The sequence below is a fragment of the Haloterrigena sp. H1 genome, assembly GCF_005938085.1.
GTDB lineage: Archaea > Halobacteriota > Halobacteria > Halobacteriales > Natrialbaceae > Natrinema.
Map to the genome: position 1 here is coordinate 108,220 of NZ_SMZK01000003.1, position 14,141 is coordinate 122,360.

At 66.9% G+C, this 14,141-nt stretch carries 16 protein-coding genes; 11 read left to right on the top strand and 5 right to left on the bottom strand.

Annotation, left to right across the window (positions count from 1 at the left end; all coding sequences use genetic code 11):
* The first annotated feature begins 29 nt into the window (after nt 1-29).
* From E2L06_RS18800 to E2L06_RS18820, 5 genes are all read left to right on the top strand, one after another.
* Nucleotides 30-2,060 carry a hydantoinase/oxoprolinase family protein gene (locus tag E2L06_RS18800; protein ID WP_138782576.1) on the top strand — a complete coding sequence of 677 codons (2,031 nt, stop codon included), beginning with the start codon at nt 30-32 and terminating at the stop codon, nt 2,058-2,060.
* Nucleotides 2,057-3,646 (top strand): hydantoinase B/oxoprolinase family protein, encoded by a 1,590-nt coding sequence (locus E2L06_RS18805; protein ID WP_171052389.1) that lies wholly within the window; start codon nt 2,057-2,059, stop codon nt 3,644-3,646. The genes E2L06_RS18800 and E2L06_RS18805 overlap by 4 nt, the downstream gene beginning before the upstream one ends.
* Entirely contained in the window at nt 3,639-4,364 is a 726-nt protein-coding gene (locus tag E2L06_RS18810; protein WP_138782451.1) for an aspartate/glutamate racemase family protein, read from the top strand. The genes E2L06_RS18805 and E2L06_RS18810 overlap by 8 nt, the downstream gene beginning before the upstream one ends.
* 109 nt (nt 4,365-4,473) lie before the next feature.
* Nucleotides 4,474-5,247, top strand: a complete 774-nt coding sequence (locus E2L06_RS18815; protein WP_138782452.1) for a coenzyme F420-0:L-glutamate ligase — start codon at nt 4,474-4,476, stop codon at nt 5,245-5,247.
* Nucleotides 5,244-6,281: a 5,10-methylenetetrahydromethanopterin reductase gene (locus tag E2L06_RS18820; RefSeq protein ID WP_138782453.1), complete on the top strand. Its 1,038-nt coding sequence runs from the start codon at nt 5,244-5,246 to the stop codon at nt 6,279-6,281. The genes E2L06_RS18815 and E2L06_RS18820 overlap by 4 nt, the downstream gene beginning before the upstream one ends.
* Nucleotides 6,282-6,317: 36 nt before the next feature.
* Here the strand turns inward: E2L06_RS18820 and E2L06_RS18825 are convergent, their stop codons facing one another.
* Complete coding sequence (locus E2L06_RS18825) at nt 6,318-6,512, bottom strand: hypothetical protein (RefSeq protein WP_138782454.1); 195 nt, start codon at nt 6,510-6,512, stop codon at nt 6,318-6,320.
* 86 nt (nt 6,513-6,598) lie between these two features.
* Between E2L06_RS18825 and E2L06_RS18830 the strand changes: the two genes are divergently transcribed.
* The 6 genes from E2L06_RS18830 (at nt 6,599) to yciH (ending at nt 12,038) form a co-directional block, all read left to right on the top strand.
* Nucleotides 6,599-6,826, top strand: a complete 228-nt coding sequence (locus E2L06_RS18830; RefSeq protein ID WP_138782455.1) for a hypothetical protein — start codon at nt 6,599-6,601, stop codon at nt 6,824-6,826.
* Between the two features lie 95 nt (nt 6,827-6,921).
* The gene (locus E2L06_RS18835) at nt 6,922-7,116 is read left to right on the top strand and encodes a cold-shock protein (RefSeq protein ID WP_008010533.1); all 195 of its coding nucleotides are present in this window, start codon (nt 6,922-6,924) and stop codon (nt 7,114-7,116) included.
* A 210-nt stretch (nt 7,117-7,326) separates the two neighbouring features.
* On the top strand, nt 7,327-8,307 hold the full coding sequence (locus tag E2L06_RS18840; RefSeq protein ID WP_138782456.1) for a MoxR family ATPase: 981 nt from the start codon (nt 7,327-7,329) through the stop codon (nt 8,305-8,307).
* Entirely contained in the window at nt 8,304-9,305 is a 1,002-nt protein-coding gene (locus E2L06_RS18845; protein ID WP_138782457.1) for a DUF58 domain-containing protein, read from the top strand. The genes E2L06_RS18840 and E2L06_RS18845 overlap by 4 nt, the downstream gene beginning before the upstream one ends.
* Complete coding sequence (locus tag E2L06_RS18850; RefSeq protein WP_138783105.1) at nt 9,302-11,572, top strand: DUF3488 and transglutaminase-like domain-containing protein; 2,271 nt, start codon at nt 9,302-9,304, stop codon at nt 11,570-11,572. The genes E2L06_RS18845 and E2L06_RS18850 overlap by 4 nt, the downstream gene beginning before the upstream one ends.
* Before the next feature lie 172 nt (nt 11,573-11,744).
* Nucleotides 11,745-12,038: a stress response translation initiation inhibitor YciH gene (gene yciH, locus E2L06_RS18855; RefSeq protein ID WP_006180453.1), complete on the top strand. Its 294-nt coding sequence runs from the start codon at nt 11,745-11,747 to the stop codon at nt 12,036-12,038.
* Between the two features lie 135 nt (nt 12,039-12,173).
* On the opposite strand, the gene E2L06_RS18860 is transcribed toward yciH, so the two are convergent.
* The 4 genes from E2L06_RS18860 to E2L06_RS18875 form a co-directional block, all read right to left on the bottom strand.
* On the bottom strand, nt 12,174-12,539 hold the full coding sequence (locus tag E2L06_RS18860; RefSeq protein WP_138783106.1) for a rhodanese-like domain-containing protein: 366 nt from the start codon (nt 12,537-12,539) through the stop codon (nt 12,174-12,176).
* Nucleotides 12,540-12,630: 91 nt separating this feature from the next.
* Complete coding sequence (locus E2L06_RS18865; protein WP_138783107.1) at nt 12,631-13,218, bottom strand: NUDIX hydrolase; 588 nt, start codon at nt 13,216-13,218, stop codon at nt 12,631-12,633.
* A 69-nt stretch (nt 13,219-13,287) separates the two neighbouring features.
* Nucleotides 13,288-13,698, bottom strand: a complete 411-nt coding sequence (locus tag E2L06_RS18870; protein ID WP_138783108.1) for a DUF5809 family protein — start codon at nt 13,696-13,698, stop codon at nt 13,288-13,290.
* Nucleotides 13,699-13,723: 25 nt separating this feature from the next.
* The gene (locus E2L06_RS18875; RefSeq protein WP_138783109.1) at nt 13,724-14,113 is read right to left on the bottom strand and encodes a DUF5810 domain-containing protein; all 390 of its coding nucleotides are present in this window, start codon (nt 14,111-14,113) and stop codon (nt 13,724-13,726) included.
* Nucleotides 14,114-14,141: the final 28 nt, after the last annotated feature.

Sequence of the window (14,141 nt, forward strand, 5' to 3'; positions counted from 1 at the left end):
CAACAAACCAGGACACGAATTCGGACGCAATGACGCACAACGACTCGAGCGACGACGAGACACGGATCGGCGTCGACGTCGGCGGCACGTTTACCGACGTGGCGCTGTCGGTCGACGACCGGCTCGTCACCGCGAAGGTGCCCTCGACCGAGCCCCAGCACGTCGGCGTGCTCGAGGGCATCGAAAAGGCGTGTGACGACGCCGACATCGCACCCGGCGATATCGACGGCTTCGCCCACGCGATGACCGTCTCGGTCAACGCTTTGCTCGAACGCGGCGGCGCGCGGACAGCGCTGGTGACCACTGAAGGGTTCCGGGACGTCCTCGAGATCGGACGGCAGGACCGGCCCGATCTATACGATCTCGAGGCCGAAAAACCCGATCCACTGGTGCCTCGAGAGCGGCGGTTCGAGGTCGACGAACGGACGACCAAAGACGGCGTCGAACAACCAGTCGACGCCGCGGAGGTCCGCGAGCTGGCGGCGACGCTACGCGACAGCGATGTCGAGGCGGTCGCGGTCTCCCTGCTGCACGCCTACGCGGATCCCGAAAACGAGCGGATCGTCGCCGAGACGCTCCGCGAAGAACTAGACGTGCCCGTCTCTGCGTCCCACGAAGTGCTCGCGGAGTTCCGCGAGTTCGAGCGAACGTCGACGACGGCCGTCGACGCCTACGTCCGGCCGGCGATCGATACCTACGTCGGCCAACTGGTCGACGAAGCCAGCGAGGCGGGAATTCCGGCACCACGGATCATGCAGGCCAACGGTGGCATCGCCGATCCCGAAACCGTGCGCGAACACGCCGTGACGACGACGCTGTCGGGACCTGCCGCCGGCGTCGTGGGCGCCGCAGCGACCGTCGACGACGACGATGTCGAGGGACTCGTGACCTTCGACATGGGCGGCACCTCGAGCGACGTGAGCCTCGTCCGGGACGGACAGGCCGAACGGACGACCGACGCGGAAATCGACGGGTTGCCGATCCGAACGCCGATGGTCGACGTCAACACCGTCGGCGCAGGTGGCGGCTCGATCGCCTGGGTCGACGCCGGCGGCGCGCTCCGGGTCGGTCCGGAGTCCTCGGGCTCCCAGCCCGGCCCTGCCTGCTACGGCCGCGGTGGGACCAAGCCGACTGTCACGGACGCCAACGTCGTGCTGGGTTACATCGGTCCCGAGACTGCACTCGGCGGCGAGATGACCCTCGATATCGAGGCGGCCCGCGACGCGCTCGGTCGACTGGCCGACGAAGCCGGCCTCGAGGGGCCGCTCGAGGCGGCACAGGGCGTCTACCGTGTGGCGAATGCGACGATGACGCGGACGATCCGCTCGGTGACCGTCGAGCGCGGCCACGACCCTCGTGAGTTCGCACTCGTCGCCTTCGGCGGTGCGGGCCCGATGCACGCCGCGGCACTGGCCGACTCGCTGTCGGTCGATCGCGTCGTCGTTCCGCGACCGGGTGGGGTCCTCTCGGCGTTTGGCCTGCTCGCAGCCGACGAGAGCTACGACGCCGTGCGAACGGTGGGCGTTGACCTCGACGGCGCAGACCGGACGACGCTCGAGAACGTCTACGACGACCTTGTGGGCGACGTGCTCGCGGATGCATCCGACCGGGACCCGGCACAGGTCGAACGAGCAGCCGACTGCCGGTATGCGGGTCAGAGCTTCGAACTAACTGTCCCTGTCGACGAAGCGTTTGACGCAGCGGCGGTCGAAACGCGCTTCCACGACGCCCACGAGCGGACCTACGGCTACGCGATGGACGAATCGATCGAGGTCGTCAACCTCCGCGCGACGGCGACAGTCCCGGGCTCGGAGCCGGGGATCAGCCACGAGGGAACTGGCGACGCCGTCGTCGGCACCCGGGAGGCACATTTCCCCGAGGCCGGCGCGCGGGAGACGACGGTCTACGATTGGGATCGACTCGAGACAGGCTCGTCGGTCGCGGGACCGGCAGTGCTCGAACAGGCAGAGAGTACGACGGTCGTCCCGCCGGCCTGGACCGGCGAAATCCTCGCCGATGGGACGCTCGTCATGACGCGAACGGAGGAGGAAGGACGATGACAGGGGATTCGACAGCCGAGATGACAGACAGCATCGATCCAGTGACCCTCGAGGTCCTGCGCAACCAGCTCGAGAGCGTCGCCGAGGAGATGGGCCAGACCCTGATCCGCGGGGCCTACTCGCCGAACATCAAGGAGCGCCGCGACTGTTCGACGGCGCTGTTCGACGCCGAGGGGCAGATGATCGCCCAGGCCGAGCACATTCCGGTCCACCTCGGCGCGATGCCGGCCGCCGTCGAGGCCGTCCGCGAACACGACCCACAGCCGGGCGACGTGTTCGTGCTCAACGACCCCTTCACCGGCGGGACGCACCTGCCGGACGTGACGATGGTCTCGCCGATCGCCCCCGACGAGGACATCGTCGGCTACGCGGTCTCCCGCGCTCATCACGCCGACGTCGGCGGGATGACCCCCGGCAGCATGCCCGCGGGCGCACAGGAGATCTATCAGGAAGGGCTTCGCCTGCCGCCGACCCGCCTCGTCGAGGCCGGCGAGACTCGTGAGGACGTCCGCGCGCTCGTGCTCGCGAACGTCCGCAACGCCCGCGAGCGCCGGGCCGACCTCCGGGCACAGCAGGCAGCCAACGAACGCGCCGAGGAACGCCTCGCCGCGCTATTCGAAGAACACGGCCGCGAGACCGTCCTCACCGGGTTTGACGCCGTGATCGACTACTCGCGCGAACGGATCACCGACGAAATCGCAGCGCTGCCCGACGGCACCTACGAGGCCACCGACGTCCTCGAGGGCGACGGCGTGACCGACGAGGACATCGAGATCAGCGTCACGGTGACGGTCGACGGCGAGGCGATCGACGTCGATTTCTCGGGGACCGCCGACCAGCTCGAGGGCAACCTCAACGCCCCGCTGGCGGTCGCGACGAGCGCCGTCTACTTCGTCGTGCGCTCGATCACCGATCCCGAGATCCCGCCGAATCACGGCTGTTACGAACCTGTAAGCGTCAATGCGCCCGAAGGGACGCTCCTGAATCCGGAGCCCCCGGCCGCCGTGGTCGGCGGCAACGTCGAGACCAGCCAGCGTGTCACCGACGTCGTCTTCACCGCGCTCGCGCAGGCGGCACCCGATCGCGTCCCCGCACAGGGCCAGGGGACGATGAACAACCTCACCATCGGGGCCCGGGACGGTTCGTTTACCTACTACGAGACGATCGCTGGCGGCTTCGGTGCCCGCGCCGAGCGCGACGGCATGGACGGCGTCCAGGTCGGCATGACCAACACGCTCAACACGCCGATCGAATCCCTCGAGACCGAGTATCCGCTGCGTGTCGAGCGCTACGCGCTCCGTGAGGGCAGCGGCGGCCGCGGCCGCCATCGCGGCGGACTGGGCCTCGAGCGCTCGGTCACCGTCGAGAAAGCGTCGACGGTGTCGCTGCTGACCGAGCGCCGTCGCCACGCGCCGAAAGGCGTCGCCGGCGGTGAGGACGGCGCGACCGGCGAAAACCTGATCGACGGTGAGCCGGCACCCGCGAAAACGACAGTCGACGTCGACGCCGGGACGACGGTCACCGTCAAAACGCCCGGCGGCGGCGGCCACGGCAAACCGGTCGATGACGGTGGCGACAATGTCTGAGCCGAGCGAGCGCTCCGAACGAGTTGGGCTGGTCGTTCCCTCGTCGAACACGACGGCCGAACCCGAGTTTCGGGCGCATCTCCCGGCGTCGGTCACCGTCCATGGCGCGCGCATGGCCCTCGAGTCGGTCACTGTCGACGAACTCGACGCGATGAGCGACGACGCGGCCCGCGCCGCCGAACTGCTCGGCCACGCCGACTTGGACGCGGTCGCCTACGCCTGTACCACCGGTAGCTTACTCCACGGGCCGGGATTCGACGCCGAGCTCGAGGAGCGACTGACCGAGGCGGCCGGCGTCCCAGCAGTGGCAACGGCCCGCTCGGTCGTCCGCGGGCTCGAGGCGCTCGACGCCGAGCGCATCGCGGTCGTGACACCCTATACCAGCGACCTCGACGAAAAAGAGCAGGACTTCCTCGAAGCAGCGGGGTTCGAGGTCGCATCGATCGACGGCCGGGGACTCGAAGCGAACACGGCCATCGGCGCGCTGACGCCCGACGACGCGTCTCAGCAGGTGCGTGAGCACGTCGATCCCGCCGCCCTCGACGCTGTCTTCGTCTCCTGTACGAACTACCGCTCGCTCGCCGCAGTCGAGGACCTCGAGGCGACGCTCGGAGTCCCGGTCGTCACCAGCAACGGCGCGACGCTGTGGGATCTCTGTGGAGCGGCGGATATCGCAGTCGACGGCCCGGGAACGCTGTTCGAGCGCGACGGCCAGTGATCACGGTCTAGGGTCATCGAGCGACTTGGCGTTCGGACTCGAGGCAACAATCGGCGACTCCATTCTCCGGTGACGGTGCGCTTTTGACGGCGCTGCCCTACGCTTCGGTATGAAGCTCAACGGCGTGGCGGACCTGCCCGAGATCCGCCCCGGCGACGACATCGCCGCGCTCGTCGCGGAGCGGGCCGCCCTCGAGCCCGGCGACGTACTCACCGTCGCGAGTACGATCGTCTCGAAAGCCGAGGGCCGGACGGCCGATCTCGCCGACTACCCCGTCAGCGGCCGCGCCCGGGAGATCGCCGACCGCATCGAAACCGTGGCCGGCGAGGAGAAGGATCCGCGGTTCGCACAGGCAGTCTTAGAGGAGAGCACGGAACTGCTGATCGACTGTCCGTTCCTGCTGGCCGAAACCCGCTTCGGGCACATCGCGCCGAACGCGGGGATCGATCGCTCGAACGTGCCCGACCACGACCTGTTGTTGCTACCGAAGCGACCGAGCGAGAGCGCCGAGCGGATCCGTGCGGGGCTCGCACAGCGGGGCATCGAGGACGTCGCGGTGATCGTCACGGACACCTGCGGGCGATCGTTTCGCCACGGTCAACAGGGCGTCGCGATCGGCTGGGCCGGCATGCCGGCGAGCCGGGACTGGCGCGGCGAACGCGACCGGGACGGCCACGAACTCGGCGTCACGGTCCAGTCCGTGGTCGACGAACTCGCGGCCGCCGCGAACCTCGTGACCGGAGAGGGAGCCGGCGGGACGCCCGCCGTGGTCGTCCGCGACTGGGCGTTTGGCGACCACGACGGGAGCGACGAACTGTTTCGCGCCGTCGAGGAGGATTTCGTTCGGCAGGCGCTGCGAGAATGGAGCTTTGACGACACATGACAGACACCACTGACTCGAGCGACGACGTACCGACCGCAAACGACGACCCGACGTGGGCCATCGAACTCACGCCCGAACACCCGCCGGATCGGATCGCCGACCTCGCGACGCTGGCCGAAAAAGAGGGGTTCGACATCGCCTTTGCGAGCAGCCACTACTTCAACCGCGACCCGTTCGTGGTGTGCTCGCGGATGGCCGACGCCACCGACGAGCTCCGGCTGGGGCCGGGCGTGGTCAATCCCTACGAGACCCACCCCGTGAAACTCGCAGCGCAGGTGGCGACGATCGACGAGGTCAGCGACGGTCGCGCGGTCTTCGGCGTCGGTGCCGGGGACCGCTCTTCGCTGTCGAACCTGGGGATCGACCGCGACAGGCCGCTCCGGCGCGTCCTCGAGACGTTCGATCTCGCGCGCGACCTCTGGGCCGGCGAGACGGTCACCCACGACGGAACCTTCAGCGCGACCGACGCCTCGCTGAATCTCGAGCCCCCATCCGGGCAGATCCCGACCTACGTCGGCGCACAGGGGCCGCACATGCTCCGGATGAGCGCGAAACACGCTGACGGCGCGCTGGTCAACGCCTCGCATCCGAAAGACCTCGAGTGGGCCGCGGGCCAACTCCAAAAAGGGCTGGCAGAGCGGCCGGACGACTACGGCGACTTCGAGGCGCTCGCGTTCGCGAGCGTCAGCGTCGCCGGCAGCGAGGACGAGGCACGCGAGGTGGCCCGCCCGCCCGTCGCCTTCATCGTCGGTGGGGCCGCAGAACCGGTCCTCGAGCGCCACGACATCGACCGCGAGGCCGCCACTGCCGTGAGCAAGGCACTCGAGCAAGGAGAGCTTACCGAGGCATTCGGTCACGTCACCCCGGCAATGATCGACGCCTTCTGTATCGCGGGGACGACGGAAACGGTCGCCGACCGGTTCGCAGCGGCGCTCGAGCACGTCGACGGCATCGTCGTGGGCTCGCCGCTTGGGCCGGAGCTCGAGGATGCAATCGAACGGGCGAGCGAGGCGCTCGCTCGTGCGACTCAGTGACGGAACAATTGCAAAAACGAAACCACGGGATCAGCCTTAGCTCGCGGTGAAGAGGTTGCCAACGGCACCGAGCGTCAGCAGGCCGAAGACGGCCATCGAGAACGCGACGATGAGCCCGCCGACGAGGACGAGCAGGGGCGCGAGGCCATCGCCCATCGCCACGTCGCTAAAGAGGCTAATCATATCACTGATGTTTTCCACGATAATGTTCATCGGTGTGATGGTGTCCATATTCGGGGGTTGTTATCGATGGTACTTGGCCGTGCCGGTCCCGCGCCGACGGAGCGATTATACCGGCGGCGGACCTACCCCGACGCGTGACCGACGACGCGACGCTCTCCGAGTTTACGTCCATCGACGACGCAGCAGCGGACTCGAGTACCGACGCCGGTGCCCCCGCATCGGAGACGGACCCCGCGACGGAGACGGCCACCCAGTCGACGTACGCCTGGGGCGAGTACACCTGCGCCCAGTGTGAGCAGGCGACCGACCGCGTCTGGCGCGACGACGGCAACCTCGTCTGTCCCAACTGCAAAGCGTGGTAAGGTCGGCTGAGACCGGCAATAGCGTCCATCTCGAGGCGACCTTGCGAGTGTGCTCCCGAAGTTTTATGTCTTCGTCGGGGCTTTGTTCACCTGCAATGGCGAAAGGTACGGTCGCATTCTTCAACGACACTGGCGGCTACGGATTCATCGAGACTGACGACGCGGACGAGGACGTGTTCTTCCACATGGAGGACATCGGCGGTCCTGACTTAGAAGAGGGTCAGGAGCTGGAGTTCGACATCGAGGAGGCCGAGAAGGGGCCACGCGCGACCAACGTCGAGCGGCTCTAGGCAGGTCCGATAGGAGGTATCGTTTTCCGACCGCAACGTACGTAGCGGCAGCGCTTGCGTGAGCACGTTCGTGAAACACTGACGGTTCGAGCGACTGCTATCGGCGGCCGCGTATTCTCCTATAGGTGTCATTCATGCATCACAAAACATATGGGCCGAAGCGATGGATAGCGTCGTAATGGCCGAGTCCCCGCCAAGCCCCTCCAGAGTATGACTGATACGAATTCGACAGGAAATGCAAGTACCGAGCCAGCGGCTGACGGCGACGCCGTTCAGACCGGAACAGTCGAACGGCTCTGTGCTGACATCGAAGCGAACGTCTCTCGCGTCATCGTCGGCCACGAGGACGTCATCGAACACGTCGTCACCGCCCTGCTGGGCCGTGGTCACGTCTTACTCGACGACGTCCCCGGCGTCGGCAAGACCATGCTCGCGCGGTCGATCGCTCGCTCGGTCGACTGTTCGTTCAGCCGCATCCAGTTTACGCCCGATCTCCTCCCGACCGATGTCACCGGCGTGAACGTCTTCAACCAGCAAACCCGCGAGTTCGAGTTCCAGCCCGGTCCCGTCTTCGGCAACATCGTGCTCGGCGACGAGATCAACCGCGCGCCGCCGAAGACCCAGGCAGCGTTGCTCGAGGCGATGGAAGAACAACAGGTCACCACTGACGGCCAGACGCGGACGCTACCGACGCCGTTTACCGTGATCGCGACCCAGAACGCCGTCGAGCCGAACCGGACCTACGACCTGCCCTTCGCCGAGGTCGATCGCTTCATGAAGAAACTCCGACTGGGGTATCCCGAGCCCGACGAGGAGGCCGACCTGCTCGGCCGGACCGTCGGCGACCACCCCATCGAGTCGCTTGAGCCGGTGACCGACCGTGAGACGCTCGTTGCCGCCCGCGAAACCGTCTCGAGAGTGCAGGTCGCACAGCCGGTTCGAGAGTACGTGACGCGACTCGCCGCGTACACCCGCGAGCACGCCCACATCGGCGTCAGCCCCCGCGGAACGATCTCGCTGTTGCGCGCAGCACAAGCGCGTGCCGCCGCAACCGGCCGGGCGTACGTGTTCCCCGACGACGTCCAGACCGAGGCCCCCGTCGTCATGAGCCATCGGATCAAAACGGCCGACCGTGATCGTGACGGGGACGCGATCGTCGCCGACGCGCTCGAGCGCGTCCCCATCGAATGAGACTGACACGCCGTGGCTGGACCGTCGTCGCAACCGCTGGTGGAGCCGTCGCACTGAGCTGGCAGTTCGGCCCCCGGGCGCTGAACGCGGTTGTCGTCCCGCTGGTCGTCGTCTTGCTTGCCGGCCTCGTCACGGTCAGTCGTGCAGAGCGGCCACGCGTCACCCGCCAGCCCATCGCCGAGGGATTCGTCGGCGAGCACCGGACGGTCGCGGTCACGATCGAAACCGATGGCCCGCTCGCCGCAACCGTCAGCGACGCCGTCGGTGAGGGGCTCTCGGCGGCCACGCGACCCGTCGCCGCGATCACGCTCGAGGGCGAGCAGACGATCACGTACGACGTCGAACTCGCGCACCGAGGCCGCCACCGAGTCGGCCCGCTCGAGATCGCCGTCAGCGACGTCGTCGGCCTCGTCGAGCGTCGCTTCGAGTACGCCGACCGAACGTCAGTCCTCACCTATCCGCGGGTCCACGAGCTCGGTCGGGGGGCCGTCGACGACCTGCAGGCGCTGGCCGGCGTCACTGAGCGCCGCGAGCACGAGACGTTCGACCACCTCCGAGAGTACAACCGCGGGGACCCGCTGCGCGATGTTCACTGGAAGAGCGCAGCCAAACACCCCGACGACGGCTTGCTCGTCAGGGAGTACGGCGATGACGAGGGATCTGGTACTGTCACCGTCGCCGCCGAGTGTGTCGCTGGCCATGACGACGAGTTAGCGGCGGCCGCTGCCACCGTCGTGACCGTCCTGCTCGAGCGAGGGCTGTTGGTCGGACTCGTCGTTCCAGACGGGAAAGAGCCGCCGAAAACGGGCGGGGAGCACCATCGGACGCTCCTCGGCCTGCTTGCCGTCGTCGACGCCGGCGAACTCGACGAACGGACACGACGGGCCGCCGACGTGCTGGTTCGAACCGACGCGGACGGAACGACGATCGTCGGCGACGACCGCGAACTGCCTTTCGATGCAGGTGGCGCTGTCGACCACCCGGTGGTGACGACATGAGCACGGACGCGTCCGGACGAGCAGGCGAGCGACCGATCTCGCTCGAGACGGACCGAGTCGCCGACGCTGGGGCTGCCCGCTCGATCGCACTGCTCTGTGTGCTGGTCCTGACAGCGTCGTACGTGAGCGTCCTCTACGGGATCACGCAGGTCGTTGGCGGCAGTCGGGCACTGTTTGCGGTCGTCGTGGTGATGCTCGTCGGGGCGACGGTACTTGCACGACTGATTCGGCCGTGGACCGCAGCCGCTCTCGCGCTGGCGGCGGCTGGGGTCGGCTTCGCCTACTATCTCACGTCGGCCGGTGTCGATCCGAGCGTCGTCATTATGGCGGCCGACACGATCGTCTCGGATACCGTCGCGCTCGCGACCGGACTGCCTATTCTTCAGATGGTACAAGCGGGCATCTGGACGCTGGGGTTTGCACCTGCCCCCGTCTTCCTCTCGTGGTATCTCGCCATGCGAGGCCGGTACGGACTCGGTGTCGTTCCCGGCGGGGCCGCGCTCGGGTTTCTCGTGCTGACCGGCGACGCGGGCACGCTCGTCACCGTGGTCGGCACCCTCGCTGCCATCGGTGCCGTCGCCGCCGGCGAACTCGAGCACCGCGGTGGGTCACTCCGGCAGGCGGACCTGCTCGCGGCGCTGTTCGCGCTCGCCGTCGTCCTCTCGCTTTCGGTCACGGTCGTTCCCGGCCAGCCGGCAGCGCCGACCCACCTCTCCCAGGGCGAGCCCGGCACGCTCGAGGCGACGCTCGATACCGCGCCCCAGCGGTCGGGGATCGCCGGGGAGGTCGATCTCTCGCCGGCGGTCCGGTTTACCGTCGAGTCGGACCAGCGGTCGTACTGGCGGACCGGCGTCTACGATCGGTTCACTGGCGACGGGTGGGTCCGCACCGGTCGGAGCAGCCGGTACGACGGCCACCTCGCGTCGCCGCCGAGCGACGTCGGGACGATCGAACAGACCATCACCCCCGAGACGGAACTGGGCGTCATGCCCGTCGCGCCACAGCCGATCGCCCTCGAGGGCGACGTGACGCGGCGGACGACTGTCTCGCAACACGGCCAGCCGCGACCGGACGCGCCGCTGTCGGCGGGCGAGCGCTACACCGTCGTGAGTAGCGTCGTCGATTCCGACCCGGCAGCGCTTCGGACTGCCGGAACGGACTATCCCGACAGCGTCACCGACCGGTACCTCCAGCTACCCGAAAGCACCTCGAGCGAGTTCCAAGCGCGGACCGCCGAGATCACGGCCGACGCCGAGAATCCGTACGAAACCGCGGTCGCGATCGAACGCCACCTCGAGTCGTCGAAGGAGTACTCGCTGTCGGTCTCCAAGCCCGACGGCAACGTCGCCGAAGAATTCACGACGGAGATGGAGGCGGGCTACTGCGTCTACTTCGCGACGGCGATGACCCAGATGCTCCGCGCAGAAGGGGTCCCGGCCCGCTACGTCACCGGCTACACGAGCGGCGAGCAGGTCGACGACGATACCTACGTCGTCCGCGGGCTCGACGCCCACGCCTGGGTCGAGGTCTACTTCCCCGAGCATGGGTGGGTCCAGTTCGATCCGACGCCAAGCGACAGCCGCGATGCGGTCCACACCGACCGGCTCGAGCAAGCCCGCGACGCCGGCATCGAGAACGTAGACACGGACGAAACCGACGACGAACCGTCCGACCCCACTGGTGACGAGTCAATCGACCACTCGGAACCCGAATCCAACGAAACGCCCGGCCCCGACGACCCGAACGAATCGACACCGGCGGCGCAGGGCAACGAAACGAACGAGACGCCGTCCGACCCCGCCACCGGCACGGGCGGCAGCGACTCGGCGAACGACGGCTCGCTCGTCACGATCACGCGCGAAACGGCGGCGCTCGGACTCGTGGCGCTCGTCGGTCTCGCCGCAGGCGCGCGCCGAACCAACGCGGCGACGCGGCTCCGTCGTGTCCTCGGTATCTACTGGCACGGTCGCCGACGGGACCCCGATCGAGACGCCGAGCACGCCTTCACCCGTCTCGAGCGGCTGCTCGCCCGGCAGTATCGTCCGCGGCGGCGGTCGGAGTCGGCTCGCGCGTACCTGCACGCACTGTCGATAGCAGCCGACGCAGGCGACGCGACGCCGATCGACACGCGAACCGAACGCGTCGTCGACTACTACGAACGAGCGACCTACGGGACCGGCGTCAGTCGGACGGAAGCCGACGAGGCGATCGCGATCGTCGACGACCTCGCTCGAGCCCAGCTTCCGGTGCTCGGTCGGCTTCGATGAGACGGCTGCTACTGACGGACAGACCGACGTGACGCCGGTCGCACAGTAGTACGAGAATCGAGACCGTCGCAGCCAGTGACTGTGAGAGCCCCACCTGACTCAAAAGAGACCCACGCGAGAGCATGCGGGTCCCGATAGTGTTTAATATGCCCGTTTCATAGCAACGAACGTAATGTCGGAAGTCTGCTCGACGTGCGGGCTGCCCGAGGAACTTTGCGTCTGCGAGGACGTAGCCAAGGGACAACAGCAACTCAACATCCGCATTGACGAGCGCAGATACGGGAAAGAGGTAACGATCGTCGAAGGATTCGATCCGAAGGACGTCGATCTGGATAGTCTCTCGTCGGATCTCAAATCGAAGTTCGCCTGTGGCGGCACCGTCGAGGACGACCAGATCGAACTGCAGGGGAACCACACCGGCCGCATCGAGGAGTTCCTTCGGGACCGCGGCTTCAACGTCGCCTAATGCCCGCGATGCTCTGAGACGACTTCCGAGCCCACGACCGCGTCGCAGTTTTCCTATCGTTTTTTACGTCGCTCTCGAACAGTCGCGTCGGCGGCGTTCGAGGCGAAACCCTGCCAGAGAACTGCACGTGGACGATTAGAACGGCGACTCACGCGTTGTCGACTCCGCGTCGTCCCCATCCTCGCGGATAAGGCCGAACTTCATGCCGTACTTATCGAGGCCACCAGCCATACTCTCGACGCGTGCATCGGCAGTCCCCTCGTAAGAGCCGATGAGCTGTGCAGCCTGGACGCTCGATTTGCCGTGCGGACAGACGGTGACGATGTGGTCGGCGTCCTCGAGTTCGTCGACCCGGCTCGTGAGTTCGTAAAACGGGATGTTCTCGCTGCCGGGAATGTGACTGTGCTCGAACGCTTGCTCGTCACGAATGTCGACGATACGAACGTCGGCGTCGTCCTCGAGCAGGTCGTGGACCTCGTCAGTGGAGATTTCGCCGTCCATTATCAGCGTGTTAGACGCGCGGACCTAAGTCAGTAAAGGTTTCAGCAGCCGACCGCGGCAATCCAACGACGAGCGAGAAAACCGATAGCGCCTACAGCAGACCGTCTTCTTTCGCGAGCAACAACCCTTCCAACGTCGCGTCGTTCGCTGGCTGCTCGCGGGCACGCTCAAGAGCCTCGTCGACCGGAACGGTCTTCACCTCCAGAAACTCGTTGTTGTCGAGTTCCCGCTCGCCCGGTTCGAGTCCGTCAGCGTAGACGATCGCACGATCGTGGCGCAAGACGCCGGTCGCGACCGCATACTCTTCGAGGAGCGCGGTACTCGTGGGCCGAAAGCCGGTCTCCTCTTCGAGTTCACGCGTCGCCGCCTGCGTGTAGGACTCGCCGTCCTCGACGATTCCCGCCGGGAGCTCGAGATGGGTTTCGCGGATCGTCGGACGGTACTGTTCGACGAACAGGATGCGATCGACGGTGTCACGTCCATCTCCACCGTCGTCCGTGTCCGCGAGGACTCCACCGTCGATCCGCGCGACGACGACGACTGCAGGCGGCAGGTCCGCCCAGTAGTATCGTTTCTCGCTCCCATCGGGCTGTTCGAGGCGGTCGTACCCGCCGTCGTACCAGCCGGTTTCGTACTCCGTTCGCTCCTCGAGTAACTCCCAGTCGTCCGGTACGGTCATCGGCAAACGATAGGGGCTCGAGCGGATAAGATGTGTGGTCGTGTCATCAACGGCGGTTCCGTCACACTGTTAGACGAGGTCCCGATACAGCCGTCCGAACGCCTGTCGGCGGAGCGTCGCGACCGCTGCTGCTTCCTCGTTCTGGAACGTCGCTGCGACGGCTTCATCGTTCGGCCCCACATGCCAGACGACGTGATTGACGGCCTCGTGACCGACCGTCGTCACTTCGCCGTCGTAGGTTTCGCGCCAGTCCTCGAACTCCGCACGGGTACCGACGTAGACCTCGAGTAAGCTCGCGAAAAGCGCGTCGCGTGCGGTTTCGACGACATCGCCAGTGACGCGCTCGTCGTACTCCTCGCGGTCGAACGCCATCGCCTTCGCGACCTCGCGGACGACCGTCTGAGCTGCGGGACCGACGGCGTCGTACGTCGCTCGCGCGTCCTCGTCCGACTCGAAGGCAAACGTCCCCTCGGTGTGCATATCAGTCCAGTCGGACGAGTGGTAGTTACGCGTTTTCGTTCTCGTCGCCGTTGCTCTCGCGTTCCGTCTGCATCTCGCGGGTCAATTCGGCGGCCTCCTCGAGGACGCCCTGGGTCTCGGCGGTCATCGACCCACGGCCGGGCTGGCGGCTCTGGCGTGCGATTCCCTCCTCGAGCGAGTCGGGGCGGCCGTGATCGTGACCGCTCGCCTCGAACTCGGGCGTGTCGATTTCCTGGGCGTGTGGGCGAACGCGTTCGCCGAGTTCCTCCGGCGTGCAGTCGCTCCAGTCGGGCGCGTGCTCTGCGAGCCACTCGCGGTGGTCCTCGCGACCGAGCGATGCGGTGATCGCGAGGTGGTTCGCGAGGTGTACTGCGTCTGCCTCCTCGGTGTCACAGACCGGACAGGCGTATCCCATACTCACTCGTACGACTCCGGACGCTAAA

What these genes read in the sequence shown, in the direction of transcription:
- E2L06_RS18800 (WP_138782576.1), top strand. Translation starts at nt 30, where the DNA reads ATGACGCACAACGACTCGAGCGACGACGAGACACGGATCGGCGTCGAC.
- E2L06_RS18820 (WP_138782453.1), top strand. Translation starts at nt 5,244, where the DNA reads ATGACAGACACCACTGACTCGAGCGACGACGTACCGACCGCAAACGAC.
- E2L06_RS18835 (WP_008010533.1), top strand. Translation starts at nt 6,922, where the DNA reads ATGGCGAAAGGTACGGTCGCATTCTTCAACGACACTGGCGGCTACGGA.
- E2L06_RS18865 (WP_138783107.1), bottom strand. Translation starts at nt 13,218, where the DNA reads ATGACCGTACCGGACGACTGGGAGTTACTCGAGGAGCGAACGGAGTAC.
- E2L06_RS18805 (WP_171052389.1), top strand. Translation starts at nt 2,057, where the DNA reads ATGACAGGGGATTCGACAGCCGAGATGACAGACAGCATCGATCCAGTG.
- E2L06_RS18860 (WP_138783106.1), bottom strand. Translation starts at nt 12,539, where the DNA reads ATGGACGGCGAAATCTCCACTGACGAGGTCCACGACCTGCTCGAGGAC.
- E2L06_RS18815 (WP_138782452.1), top strand. Translation starts at nt 4,474, where the DNA reads ATGAAGCTCAACGGCGTGGCGGACCTGCCCGAGATCCGCCCCGGCGAC.
- E2L06_RS18845 (WP_138782457.1), top strand. Translation starts at nt 8,304, where the DNA reads ATGAGACTGACACGCCGTGGCTGGACCGTCGTCGCAACCGCTGGTGGA.
- E2L06_RS18840 (WP_138782456.1), top strand. Translation starts at nt 7,327, where the DNA reads ATGACTGATACGAATTCGACAGGAAATGCAAGTACCGAGCCAGCGGCT.
- yciH (WP_006180453.1), top strand. Translation starts at nt 11,745, where the DNA reads ATGTCGGAAGTCTGCTCGACGTGCGGGCTGCCCGAGGAACTTTGCGTC.
- E2L06_RS18875 (WP_138783109.1), bottom strand. Translation starts at nt 14,113, where the DNA reads ATGGGATACGCCTGTCCGGTCTGTGACACCGAGGAGGCAGACGCAGTA.
- E2L06_RS18870 (WP_138783108.1), bottom strand. Translation starts at nt 13,698, where the DNA reads ATGCACACCGAGGGGACGTTTGCCTTCGAGTCGGACGAGGACGCGCGA.
- E2L06_RS18825 (WP_138782454.1), bottom strand. Translation starts at nt 6,512, where the DNA reads ATGGACACCATCACACCGATGAACATTATCGTGGAAAACATCAGTGAT.
- E2L06_RS18850 (WP_138783105.1), top strand. Translation starts at nt 9,302, where the DNA reads ATGAGCACGGACGCGTCCGGACGAGCAGGCGAGCGACCGATCTCGCTC.
- E2L06_RS18810 (WP_138782451.1), top strand. Translation starts at nt 3,639, where the DNA reads ATGTCTGAGCCGAGCGAGCGCTCCGAACGAGTTGGGCTGGTCGTTCCC.